The 11,720-nt window shown below is 28.8% G+C and carries 13 protein-coding genes and 2 tRNA genes; 5 read left to right on the top strand and 10 right to left on the bottom strand.

The window, feature by feature from the left end:
• Window positions 1-139: 139 nt before the first annotated feature.
• A tRNA-Val gene (locus WN975_RS06170) sits at window positions 140-217 on the top strand.
• Between the two features lie 135 nt (window positions 218-352).
• Window positions 353-1,009 carry a DUF4240 domain-containing protein gene (locus WN975_RS06165; protein WP_337965732.1) on the top strand — a complete coding sequence of 219 codons (657 nt, stop codon included), beginning with the start codon at window positions 353-355 and terminating at the stop codon, window positions 1,007-1,009.
• Window positions 1,010-1,193: 184 nt separating this feature from the next.
• Here WN975_RS06165 and WN975_RS06160 read toward each other — a convergent pair whose 3' ends face one another.
• Entirely contained in the window at window positions 1,194-1,796 is a 603-nt protein-coding gene (locus WN975_RS06160; protein ID WP_337965731.1) for a hypothetical protein, read from the bottom strand.
• A gap of 245 nt (window positions 1,797-2,041) precedes the next feature.
• On the opposite strand from WN975_RS06160, the gene WN975_RS06155 reads away from it, so the two are divergent.
• Window positions 2,042-2,116 (top strand) — tRNA-Val (locus WN975_RS06155).
• Window positions 2,117-2,198: 82 nt separating this feature from the next.
• Here the strand turns inward: WN975_RS06155 and WN975_RS06150 are convergent.
• The 3 genes from WN975_RS06150 to WN975_RS06140 all read right to left on the bottom strand — a co-directional run bounded on the left by WN975_RS06150 (window position 2,199) and on the right by WN975_RS06140 (window position 4,094).
• The gene (locus WN975_RS06150) at window positions 2,199-2,708 is read right to left on the bottom strand and encodes a GNAT family N-acetyltransferase (protein ID WP_337965730.1); all 510 of its coding nucleotides are present in this window, start codon (window positions 2,706-2,708) and stop codon (window positions 2,199-2,201) included.
• 76 nt (window positions 2,709-2,784) lie between these two features.
• Window positions 2,785-3,465 (bottom strand): hypothetical protein, encoded by a 681-nt coding sequence (locus WN975_RS06145; RefSeq protein ID WP_337965729.1) that lies wholly within the window; start codon window positions 3,463-3,465, stop codon window positions 2,785-2,787.
• A gap of 2 nt (window positions 3,466-3,467) precedes the next feature.
• On the bottom strand, window positions 3,468-4,094 hold the full coding sequence (locus WN975_RS06140) for a hypothetical protein (RefSeq protein WP_337965728.1): 627 nt from the start codon (window positions 4,092-4,094) through the stop codon (window positions 3,468-3,470).
• Window positions 4,095-4,603: 509 nt separating this feature from the next.
• On the opposite strand from WN975_RS06140, the gene WN975_RS06135 reads away from it, so the two are divergent.
• Both WN975_RS06135 and WN975_RS06130 read left to right on the top strand, forming a co-directional pair.
• The gene (locus tag WN975_RS06135) at window positions 4,604-6,067 is read left to right on the top strand and encodes a sensor histidine kinase (protein WP_337965727.1); all 1,464 of its coding nucleotides are present in this window, start codon (window positions 4,604-4,606) and stop codon (window positions 6,065-6,067) included.
• A 194-nt stretch (window positions 6,068-6,261) separates the two neighbouring features.
• The gene (locus WN975_RS06130; RefSeq protein WP_337965726.1) at window positions 6,262-6,669 is read left to right on the top strand and encodes an XRE family transcriptional regulator; all 408 of its coding nucleotides are present in this window, start codon (window positions 6,262-6,264) and stop codon (window positions 6,667-6,669) included.
• A 75-nt stretch (window positions 6,670-6,744) separates the two neighbouring features.
• On the opposite strand, the gene WN975_RS06125 is transcribed toward WN975_RS06130, so the two are convergent.
• The 6 genes from WN975_RS06125 to WN975_RS06100 form a co-directional block, all read right to left on the bottom strand.
• Entirely contained in the window at window positions 6,745-7,386 is a 642-nt protein-coding gene (locus WN975_RS06125) for a hypothetical protein (RefSeq protein WP_337965725.1), read from the bottom strand.
• Window positions 7,387-7,408: 22 nt separating this feature from the next.
• On the bottom strand, window positions 7,409-7,669 hold the full coding sequence (locus WN975_RS06120) for a hypothetical protein (RefSeq protein WP_337965724.1): 261 nt from the start codon (window positions 7,667-7,669) through the stop codon (window positions 7,409-7,411).
• A gap of 45 nt (window positions 7,670-7,714) precedes the next feature.
• Window positions 7,715-8,197: a hypothetical protein gene (locus WN975_RS06115; RefSeq protein ID WP_337965723.1), complete on the bottom strand. Its 483-nt coding sequence runs from the start codon at window positions 8,195-8,197 to the stop codon at window positions 7,715-7,717.
• 33 nt (window positions 8,198-8,230) lie between these two features.
• Window positions 8,231-8,581: a hypothetical protein gene (locus tag WN975_RS06110; RefSeq protein WP_337965722.1), complete on the bottom strand. Its 351-nt coding sequence runs from the start codon at window positions 8,579-8,581 to the stop codon at window positions 8,231-8,233.
• An 18-nt stretch (window positions 8,582-8,599) separates the two neighbouring features.
• Window positions 8,600-10,417: a hypothetical protein gene (locus WN975_RS06105; RefSeq protein WP_337965721.1), complete on the bottom strand. Its 1,818-nt coding sequence runs from the start codon at window positions 10,415-10,417 to the stop codon at window positions 8,600-8,602.
• Between the two features lie 237 nt (window positions 10,418-10,654).
• Window positions 10,655-11,524, bottom strand: coding sequence for a DMT family transporter (locus tag WN975_RS06100; RefSeq protein ID WP_337965720.1), 870 nt, complete (start codon window positions 11,522-11,524; stop codon window positions 10,655-10,657).
• Window positions 11,525-11,720: the final 196 nt, after the last annotated feature.

Below are 11,720 nucleotides of genomic sequence, written 5' to 3'. Positions count from 1 at the left end.
CTTTTAAGAAGCTGGAAAAGAGTTTACTAAAAAATATCTGCAAAAAGTATTTCATTTTTTTCTAAAATATGCTTGCAAATACGAAATCTAGGTGTACATTTGCACTCGCAATCACAAACGATAGCAACCTAGTAAAATAGGGCGATTAGCTCAGCTGGTTCAGAGCACCTCGTTTACACCGAGGGGGTCGGGGGTTCGAACCCCTCATCGCCCACCAAGAAACTCCTTAAGAAATTAAGGAGTTTTTTTTATGTTTATACTTTGTTAATATTAAAAATTTATAACTTAAGTACGAAATCTAAACATTCGCATTTTATAATAACTCTTCGTTTAATAATTTTGATAAAAAAGAATGAAAAAATATAAATTTATACTGTTTTTAATATTGACAATTGTGTCATGTGGACAATCAAAAAAAAATAATTCCGAAAAAATATCTAAATCTGAAATGAAAGGATTTGTAAAAAGCAACAAAATGGATAAGGCTGAATTTTGGAAAATAATAGAATATTCAATTGCAAGATCTAATGACGATAAATTAGAACAAGAAAAAATTATTATTGGAAAATTATCAACGTACACCCCTGAACAAATTATTGAATTTGAAATAATTTTAAGACAATTAATTATTCAAGCAGATGATTTTAAAATTGAGGCAGCACAAAAAATTATTGTGGATTATGTATCTGATGATAGCTATCTCTATTTTCGTTGTTGGTTAATTGGAAAAGGACAAAAAATTTATACGGAAACTCTGAAAAACCCCGATTTTTTATCAGAAAATATCAGTCAAGATGAGGAATCATTTTTTGAAGGATTAATGTATGTTGCAACAAATGCATATAAAATAAAAACAAGTAAAAAAGAAGAAGATGAAAGCTTCCCTAGGATTGTTGCAATCAAAAAAGGCTTAGATTATGATTTTGGAGCACCGCCAACAAAAGGAGTTGATTGGAAAGAAGAAGATTTACCCACAACCTATCCAAAATTATGGAATTTATACAACTAAAACATGTACTTTATTTAACTTTTAATTTCTTTAAATCTTGTAAAAAAAGGTTCTTAAGGAACACAAAATTCCAAAAACTCCAAAGTCATTAGATTTTGGAGTTTTTTGCTTTATATACATTTTATGGATTTTATAGTTTACATTTTATTTAGCGAAAGCAAGATTAGGTTCTTTGTTATCTTCTTTAAACATTATTCAAAAGCTCTGATTTAAGCAGATACAAATCTTCATCAATGCCATAATTATTCAATTCCCCACGTATTCTTAGTTCAGTATAACTAAAAAAATTATACTCACTAATTGTGTTTTCTTCATTTTCATCTGAAAAATATATTCTTAATATCCTCCTTTTATTTTTAAATCTGATAATCGTTTTTAAATAACTATAATTATCTTCATCATCCATATTAAGAATATATCTAAAATTTTTAACTTCAATTTGAAAGTCAGGAATTATCCTTTGCACACTTTCCCAGCTTTCTTGAAAAAACGTTTCAGACATTACTGAAGTATTAAAAAACATTTTCAAGTAATTTTCTTTAAGCTGTGTTTTTGACCAAAATGCGGGAGTATTATTGTAAGGAGCTTTCAAAATTGCTTCACCTTTAAAAAAAACAATTTCACGCAGAGGCAAACCCAACTCAGAAAATTCTATTAACCATTCAGAAACTTCAGGGAAAGAAGCTTCATGTTGCATATAATTTTCATTTAAATACTTCAAAAAATCATACATAGACAAATCTTTCGGATCATCAGGCACTATAAATTTTATATATTTTTTCTTCATCTTAAATTAGATAATTTTCCATCCCGATAGTTACCAAAAAACGTTTAAAAGTAAAAAAATAGTTTTAGAATATTGAGTTTAATAGGATACAAATTAAACTTGCAATGCATGAAAAGCGCCACACAACGCTGGTAAATGCGATTATGAATAATTATTTCATTTTTTTTCTAAAAACACTTGCAAATACAAAATCTAGCTGTATATTTGCACTCGCAATCACAAAATGATAGCAGCCTAATAAAATAGGGCGATTAGCTCAGCTGGTTCAGAGCACCTCGTTTACACCGAGGGGGTCGGGGGTTCGAACCCCTCATCGCCCACAAAAAACTCCTTAAGAAATTAAGGAGTTTTTTTTATGTTTATATTTCACCAAAACCTTCTTAAAGTAGAGCTTTAATAACACTAAATCGTCAACCTAAATAAAATAAGATTTGGATTGTTTTCGACTATATCCTCCATTATTTCAAAATTTAATTTCTGAAGAAGTTTAGTTGAACTTTGATTGTCTTTATGCGTTTGTGCATCTATTATCTTTATTCCATGTGTTTTACTGGCATAATCGATGACTTTTCTCGCTGCTTCAATCATAACTCCTTGGTCATGATATTCGATAAGAAGTTCATATCCAATTTCACATTTCTTTGAATCTTCTGCAAAGTCAAAGAGACAAATTGTACCAATTAGTTTATCCTTGCCAGTCTTTGTAATTGCCCAATAAAAAAGTTCATCATTTTCATTTTCAATTATATTGTTAATGAAATTTAAGGCATCTTCTAGTGTTTTGCTGGGTTTTCTGCCAAGGAATTTATTTATTTCTTTGTTAGAACGTAATTGTAATATTTCCGCGGAATCATTTTTTGAAAGTTTCCGAAGCGTAAATCTATCAGTGATTAAAATGGGGAAGGTTTGCAAGTTTTTGATTTTTATTTAGCTAATATAAAAAATATTTTACTCTAATTTATTGACCTTTTTAAGACACATACGAACATTAATTACATTTCTCAAGTTTTAGTCTTTTCATCTTTCCAACTTGTTCTTCGTTTTCATAAGTGTCTTGTAAATAGTCTCGATAAACCCATTTGCCATTTTGGTTTTCAAGGAAATCTGTTATTTTGCTAAAAACAGGTACTTTTTCGGTATTAAAATCAAACGAACCTTCGTGAATTCCAAAATGCTTTAATTCTGTCCATTTTTCATTACAAAGAGAATATATTTCACAATTGTTGACTCTGCTAAAGTCTAATTTATCAATTACTAATGCGATTTCGTCTTTATTATCGCCATTATTATCTCCAATATTAATTAAGCAATAAAGTCCTTGCGCTTCGCCAAGATGCAAAGTATCGCTATTATTTTGATTTGTGGTCAAGTATAAATCCGAATCCTGATTGTAAAACCATTTTACTACATTATCCCAATCATTTTGAAAAACATCAGGAGATTTCTCGATTTCAGTTTGCGTTTTTTTTGAAAAATTATGCTGAAAAAGCGTGTCTTGCTTTCCGTTTCCATCAAAATCACCAATTACAAATAGTTTTTGCAATTTACTAAGTTTAATAATCGTGTCTTTATTAGCAGAAATAGGAGCGTGGTAGACTTTCTTTTTACTATTTCGATTACAACCAAGAAGTATTAAAATCAATAAAAACATACAAAATGTCTGCTTCACTGTTATCTTTTAAAGGTTTCCAAATAAGGATTTGTTACATCGCCAATTATAAATCTGTTTTCTATTGCTTTTTCTAATATTTCTGAAGGTTTACCAAATTTAGCTATCGCTAAATCTATTATTGACTCGATTGTTATTCCTTCTTGAGCCCAATCTTCAATAATTTGAGTTTCAAAAGTGTCAGAAAAATAAACAATCTTTTCAGATCCTAAAAACTTAGCAAATGCTTTACTAAAATTAAATATAAATTTCCTGTGCGACTCATAGTGCAAGTTTGCGTATTTGTGTTCCGGTAAATATAAAATTTCAACAGTTCGTCTATTGAAATATAATAGTCCAAAATAAGTACTTAAGGAATGCGCCATAAAGCCATTTTCATCAACTAATTCCGGGTTTTCGTTATTTTCCCAGGAATCTAAGAGATCGTTTTCCGTAATATTTTCCCACTTATATTCTTTCTCAAGACTTGATAATACACGTTCAATAGTACTATCATGATCTATTTTGCTTTGAATTTCTTCGATATAAACATCTTTAAGTTCTTTGGATTTACTCAACGAATAAGGAAATTCGATAATCTCTTTTGATGTTAGATTATGTCCAAATATAATTCTTAAATCAACTCCCATTTTTTTATATTGTTTTAAAATCGCTGCAACACTTGAAAACTACATGAGCTTTGTGTCATGAATTAGATTTCCTTTTGTGCTAATATAAGAAATATCTCTATTTAAATTCTGAGGTTAAAATAATGCAAATACAGACTATTTTACTTAGCGTTTTCTTCAAATCCTTCAGAAAAAAGTTCGCAAATAGTTTTGTAAGGAATACGATAATTTAGAAATCTATAAATTAATCTGATTTTGAAGTTTTTTTGATTCAAAAATGACAGTTCCCATCTTATATAAGATTATTGATTCAAAGTTTTCAAGAGCAAGAGACAAAATACTTTACTATCGTAAGCCTTAAAAATAGAATTTCTAATATTATAATCAATTTATAATAACTTTGTTATCCGTATTTTAACTTTTATAATTGATCGATGAAACCATGTAGCTGTAAAAACTACTTTATTATTATCATGCTAATATTAGGCAATTCTTTTAGTATAAATTCTCAGATACCCAATTATAGGGCAGTGGATTTCAAAAAAAAAGAATGGTCTTTAAATGGATTACGAGGCGTCGATAAAATCAAGGCTCTACTAGAATTAAGTGACATGTATGAAACTTATTATTATATGCCAAAAGGATTAGAAAAGGCATTTTACCATGTTAATCAAGCACTTAATCTAAGCCAATCATTACATTCTGATATATATATTGGCAAATGTTATTTGCAACTTTCAATGCTTTATCAGTTAAGTAATAACAATGCAATGATAGAAAGATATGCAAGAAATGCAATTGCTATGTTATCCAAAACAAATCAGAAAGATGATCTGGCAGAAGCATGGGTAATGGTTTGGTCTGCCAAAATGCGTATTGATGCACCAATGGCAGAAAAGTTTATTCCGATTCGTAATGCTGCAGCCTTATTCAAACTGTCCGGAAACAATAAAAGATGTAGCGATTGTTATAGAGAGATTGGCGAATTATATTATCGTTACAAAGACTTTCCAAAAGCTATGACTTCATTACAAAAAGCTGTTGTTTTATACAAGGCAGCAAATCTTGAAGACGACGATTTTGTTTCTAGCGTTAGCTTAAGATTGAATGTACTGTATGATACAGAAAAGAAAAACAAGGACATTATCATTCTTAAGAATAAGGCTCTACTTCAGCAAAACGAACTTAAAACGGCTACTTTTCTACGAAATTCCATGATCACTTTTATGATACTTTTGATCATAATTCTTGGTTTACTTTACAAGAGTTATAAGTTCAAGAAGAAAACAAACAGGATTTTGGAAGTACAACAAGAAGAAATCAACCAAAAAAACACAACACTTCAAAGTATGTTGATCGAAAAAGAATGGCTTGTGCGTGAAATTCACCATAGAACAAAAAATAATCTTCATATGGTGGTAGGACTTCTAAATTCGCAGTCTGCCTACCTGGATAATGAAAAAGCACTTTCAGCGATTAGAAACAGCCAGCATAGAATACATTCAATATCTTTAATTCATCAAAAACTTTATGGCACAGAAAGTATTGCGACTATAAATATGCCCAATTACATAAAAGAGCTGGTTGCTTATTTAAAAGAATCTTTTTTACTCGGACAGCGAATACGTTTTGAAGTAAAAGTCGATCCTATAGAACTACATGTATCTCAGGCTGTACCTCTGGGACTTATTATAAATGAAGCTGTTACAAACTCAATTAAATATGCATTTCCAGATGATATCACAGGCTTTATTTATGTTTCTTTAGAAGCATCAAATGATAAATATTTACTCACTATTTCAGATAACGGAATTGGTATTGATATTGATTTTAATAAGGTTAAGCCAGGCTCATTTGGAATGAGTTTAATAAAAGGGCTTACTGATGATTTGGAAGGAAAATTTTCTTTGGAGAATAATAATGGAACCATTTTAAGAATAGAATTTATTCCTGAGCTTCCTAATGCAAAGGATATAAATTCTGAAATATCATAAAGAGAACTAGCTCTTAACTAGATTTACTATTTTAGTATTTATGATTACATAAGAAAACATTGGAGTAAGACATAGATAGAATTAGTATAATATCTGACAAATAGATAATTTACGGGATATTTATTTATCTTTGAAATTCAAAATTTTAACCTAAATGGCTTTATATTTAAGCCTTCGGAAAATTGATACTCATTATGGAACAAAAAATACATCAAGGAAGAAACGTAAAACGTTTTAGAGAAATGCTTGGCATCAAACAAGAAGGATTGGCTTTTGATTTGGGAAATGACTGGAATCAAAAGAAAATTTCTATGCTCGAGCAGAAAGATGTTATTGAAGATAATCTGTTGAAACAAATTTCGGGCGCGTTGAGAATTCCTGTTGAAGCGTTTCAGAACTTTGACGAAGAACAAGCAATAAATATCATTTCTAATACTTTTAATGATCATTCTAATGGATATAATTATTATCCAAATTTCAATATAAATCCAGTAGATAAATGGATCGAAGCTTTAGAAGAAATTAAAAGATTAAATCTTGAACTTTTAAAATCTAAAGAGGAGCATATTAAAGCTTTAGAGAAATTATTAAAAGATAAATAAGCTTTTATACAAGATATATTAATTCAAAAAAGAGACTTTATTCGTCTCTTTTTTATTTTCTGTAATACTGTATATTTATTTTTCTAATATTAAATTTTTTAAATTAATAATTCCGCACTGAATTTCTTTATCGTTTATTTTATAATAAAGATTTTGCCCTTTTAGGCTAAGTTCTGTTCGCAAAACACCACCAACTCCTTTAAACAAGCGGAGCGTTACGACATAAAAAGCACTCGATTCTTTTGGGTTAATAGTTTTTTTCAGCGAAGACGATTTATCAATATTTTTATCAAAAAAAGTATTTAAATCTGTCAAACCATAATTATACAAAGGCACTTTTTCAAGCGTCATCTTATCTTTAGGAATCAATACTTTAAAGTATTTACCCGGAAATGTCGGAATCTCAAATGAATCTGGAGGAAAGTCAATATTCAGTTCAAGAGGATTATCAGTTTGATTGCTTATTTGGGTCCAAAATACAGCGTAAACATATACATCGCCTTTAGAATCTGTATATCTTATTCCGCCTTTTGGAAAACTGTTTTGTATTGTTACACTTCCGCCGTCAGAATCTGTATATACATATTTAGTGTAAACATTTTTATCCAGTTTTTTACTTTGGGCATTTTTTACCGAATCTGACGTTGATTTACTATCCTGCTTACAGGAAAAAAGCCCGATTGTTACTAAAATCAATATTGCAATACTTTTTTTCATTTTTCTATAAGGCTTATTACGATTAGTGACAATATACAATCTCTATTTTGTTGTCTATCTTTTCTATTTCGTTTCTAAAATCTTCAATTAATTCAGTTCTTCTTCCCAGATTTACAGAATAGTCTACAAATCCCTCTATAAAGTCTATACCTTGTTGCACAAAAAATAATAGCTTTCGTTCTCTGCAATAATTGTCTAAAATATTTGTAATATGATCCAGATATTCCTCGCCAGTTTTACCTTTTAATTCTATTCTAAACATTATTGGCAGTTCTATATTCATTATGTGACTTTGTATTTATTGTAATTTTAAATCAAACTAAATATATTAATTAGGGAGTTTTCTTAAATAAAATTTTGCAATTCTTTTTGAACCTTTAGCTCGTCGAACAATTTTGCCTGTTTGCATATGATAAACCAAAAGTTTATTGTGTTTTATTTTATATTTTAGATGATACGGAATTCCATTTTCATGTTTTAAATCATACAAATGCGTATTTTTATACTGATTTGTATCAATTGGCATTTCCATCAATTCATCAAATGATAAAGTATCTGCTGCTGTATCGTATTTTAGTTTATCAAACTTTATATAGACAATATTTATTGAGATTTTATATTTTCCTGTCAATTCTTCATTCATTAAATCTCCAGCCATTTTATATTTCACCGTACTATCGGCATTAAATTTTATTGTAGTTACAAAAAAGCCAAGCTGCGCAAAATTAGATCTATAAGTTCCGCAAATATTTCTATTAGAATTGCATGAAACAAATAAGAACAATAGGAGCAGGAGAGATATTTTTTTCATTTATTATTTTTGTTAAGTCTCTAATACAGGAATTTACTTAAAATCTACTTGCCAAGTAATTTCATTATTTTCATGAAACATTGGGCAGAGCGTTTTTTCAGTTTCGCCTTTATCATTCAACAACAACCAATCTGAGCTATATATTAGATCAAGATAGTTATTTTCTTCCTCAACCAATCTGTCTTGTTCTTCTTCATTTCCTTCGTCTATAGATCGGCTTACTTCAATAGAAAGCTTGATGAAGTCAGCCAAACGTGGATTCTCAGGAAATTCTGCCAAATAATCAAAAGCAAAGATTATGTCTCCATAACTTCTCATTTCCCAGTTTGTTTCCGTCAAAGATCCAATTAAAGTTTCCTTGAAATACAATTCATATTTCTTCATATCTATTTTCTTGTTTTATTATTGTTTTTTTTGACGTCCATTATCGTATACATCTCCATCATATATATCATTATAGTGTTTTGGAATGTTTAATTTTTTGTTCCGTACAATATAAATCTTATTCAAAGACTTAAACTTTTTCAGATCAGGAATTTTTACCAAATTAGGATTTTCTCCTAAACGTAGTTCTTTCAGTTTTTTGAATTGTATTAAAGAAGACAGATCTTTTATAGGACTGTTATAAAGTTCAAAAAATTCGAGATTTTCGTTTGTATAAAGAGAAACTGGAATTTTTGATAAACCATTAAACGCTAAAAATTTTAATTCTTTTAAATTTTTAATCATCGAAATATTATCAGTTCCACTAATAGCGATTTCTTCGATTTTTTTTGATTTTTCTAAATCTACAGGTAAAGAAAAAGCCTTATTAAGCGAACTGATATGCAATTTTTTTAAACTTTTTAAATTTGAAATTCCGCCCACATTAATCAATCCTTTCATCAATTGAAGTCTTAATTCTATTAAATTCGAATTGCTTGAAAATGAAGATGGAATATTCTTCAATTGATGACATTGGTAGAACTCCACTTTCTCTAAGGATTTCATATCTCGCAGATTATAAATATCTGTTAATTGATCATTATAAGCAAAATATACACCTTTAAGCTTTTCTAATTTATAAAAATTTGTCGGTAAATCTTTCATTCCAGTTTTGGATAGTGACAAATATTCTAAAGAAATATTACTGCAAATTCCATCAATATTTTTAAGATTAGGAAGATGTGATAAAGATATTCTTTTGAAATTGCATTTACTCATGTCAAAATCAATTTTTTCTAAAGATGGTAAATCTTTAATCTCGATTTTATCTAATGACGTTATGGTTGATAATGCTTCTATAGAGCTTAAGGAATCGTTTTCTGAAATCGTGAAATCATATAATTTTAGTGCCGAAAAATCACCTCTTAATTTTTTTAATCCTGTTTTATATAAATGAATTGAAGAAAGTTTTTGATATTTTGCAAGTTCTGAAATATCCTCTAATAATCGCAAATTATATAAACTTACGGTTCGAAGATCTTTACTTAAATTAGAAGGAAAATTTGTCATAGCACCATCAAAAATAGTTAGTCTGGTTAGTTTTTGCAATGTGCTAATGTTGTCATAATCATTAAAACCGGATCCAGTGTATAAATCAAGTTCTTCAATAGTATTATTTAATTTAAATCGAGGAAAGCTTTTAAGTTTCCCGCATTTTAAATATATACTACTTAATTTCTCCATCTTACTTAGAACGTCAATATTCTCTATATCTGATAAATCAAACCTTATAGAAGACAACGAAGTAAGTTTTTCAAATTCATCCGGAAGGTTTTTTCCTTTAAAATTAAATATTGATAAGAATTTTAAATTTGTAAGATGTTGTAATCCGTCAAGATCCTGAAGATTGGATTTGAAACTAATAGTTAAGTTTTCGAGATTTTTAGCTTTTATATTCGAAAACTCTTTTAAACTAACAAAATTAGTCCCAAGTCGAATATTTAAAGATGATAAGTTCTCAAATTCCACAGCACTAAATTCTTTTGGAATCGCCGGAAGATCAATTACAAAAGTTAACGATCGAAAGGAGGATAAAAGCTCTAATCTGTCTAAATTGGTTGTCGAATCGATAATAAAAGTAAACCTATAGTAACGGTAAGGGTCATTTTTACCCTGCCCAATTTCAGCTTCTGAAAAATCATTCAGATTCTTATTAATCTGTACATATCCCGGCTGAGCAAATGTATAATTAAACAGCATCAAAAAAAACAGAATCAATCCTTTTGTTTTCAACATATATTACTTGCTTAAATAAGAATTAAAAAGTCTAAAATATAGATTATTAAATGAAATACCCGAATATTCATCGTTATTATTTATTGATAACAATTAGATAGAAAAGGTTGGAAAACTAGCTGAAAAATATTTCAATAATTTATAACTCGATAATTGAAAACAGAATTTAAATCTAAAACAAAAAAAGGCACAAGAACTGAATACTTGTGCCTTTTAAGCAAATTATTACTTTATAATCTATTTGCTTTTCCTTAAAGAAATTATCGATTGCAGAACAACCGAAATCATAACAAAAAGCAATCCGATATAAAATGAACTATTTACTTCCTTGCTTTCATCAAAAAACATAAATGCTAAAATAATGGCATAAATGGGTTCAAGATTGAAACTTAGATTAACAGTAAAAGCAGGAATCTTTTTTAATACTTCGGCAAAAGAAACATACAAGCCAACTGTACAGAAAAGTGATAACAAAAGCAGATAAAAGGTATCTTTTAAATCTGGAATAAAACTTTCTACAGGAAAAAAACAAAGGTAAACCGGAAGTAAAATACCTAAACCAATTGTTCCGCCAATCATTTGATAATAATTGATAATCATGGAATTGTGAACTTTCACTAATCTTTCATTATAAATTGTATAAAGTGCTGCAAAAGCCGATGAAACAACACCCAACGCTATCGCCAACTGATAAGAACTATCAAAATGAAAAATCAGACTGATACCAAACAATGTCAACGCACTTAATAATAATTCGGTGATTTTAAACTTCGACTTTTCAATCAAAGGTTTAAAAATCGCAGTAAAAAAACTTGTCAAACAATAACAAATAACGCCTATAGAAATATTAGAATATTTAATACTTGCATAAAAGAAAACCCAATGTATCGTGATTAGTAAACCTATTTTTGCAATATCAAACTTTCCTTTTAATGTAGTTCGATTAGTTATTTTGAAAAGTTTTAGAATTAAAAATAGAATAACGGCCGAAAATAATACTCTGTACCAAGTTAATAAAGCTTCATTGAGGGAAATGAGTTTTCCAAAAATACCGGTAAAGCCGGCTAGTATTACAGCAAAGTGTAATAATAAATATGATTTTTTCATAAAAAAGTATCTACCAATCCGTTTAAGGACAAGATTTTAAAATTAAAATTTAATCGAGAATTCTAAGTACAACAAAACAGCGAATAAAATATTCGAGTCATACTTTTAAATTTCTAAGAAATATTAAAATCTTGGCGGAGGAAGACAACCTTTTCTGTTCATATTTGTTTTATTATTGACTGTAAAAATAACAAAA

It is taken from the genome of uncultured Flavobacterium sp., assembly GCF_951805225.1.
In the GTDB taxonomy this organism is placed as follows: domain Bacteria; phylum Bacteroidota; class Bacteroidia; order Flavobacteriales; family Flavobacteriaceae; genus Flavobacterium.
This window is presented reverse-complemented; position numbering and strand designations above follow the sequence as displayed.

What these genes read in the sequence shown, in the direction of transcription:
- WN975_RS06165 (WP_337965732.1), top strand. Translation starts at nt 353, where the DNA reads ATGAAAAAATATAAATTTATACTGTTTTTAATATTGACAATTGTGTCA.
- WN975_RS06160 (WP_337965731.1), bottom strand. Translation starts at nt 1,796, where the DNA reads ATGAAGAAAAAATATATAAAATTTATAGTGCCTGATGATCCGAAAGAT.
- WN975_RS06140 (WP_337965728.1), bottom strand. Translation starts at nt 4,094, where the DNA reads ATGGGAGTTGATTTAAGAATTATATTTGGACATAATCTAACATCAAAA.
- WN975_RS06130 (WP_337965726.1), top strand. Translation starts at nt 6,262, where the DNA reads ATGGAACAAAAAATACATCAAGGAAGAAACGTAAAACGTTTTAGAGAA.
- WN975_RS06125 (WP_337965725.1), bottom strand. Translation starts at nt 7,386, where the DNA reads ATGAAAAAAAGTATTGCAATATTGATTTTAGTAACAATCGGGCTTTTT.
- WN975_RS06120 (WP_337965724.1), bottom strand. Translation starts at nt 7,669, where the DNA reads ATGAATATAGAACTGCCAATAATGTTTAGAATAGAATTAAAAGGTAAA.
- WN975_RS06115 (WP_337965723.1), bottom strand. Translation starts at nt 8,197, where the DNA reads ATGAAAAAAATATCTCTCCTGCTCCTATTGTTCTTATTTGTTTCATGC.
- WN975_RS06110 (WP_337965722.1), bottom strand. Translation starts at nt 8,581, where the DNA reads ATGAAGAAATATGAATTGTATTTCAAGGAAACTTTAATTGGATCTTTG.
- WN975_RS06105 (WP_337965721.1), bottom strand. Translation starts at nt 10,417, where the DNA reads ATGTTGAAAACAAAAGGATTGATTCTGTTTTTTTTGATGCTGTTTAAT.
- WN975_RS06100 (WP_337965720.1), bottom strand. Translation starts at nt 11,524, where the DNA reads ATGAAAAAATCATATTTATTATTACACTTTGCTGTAATACTAGCCGGC.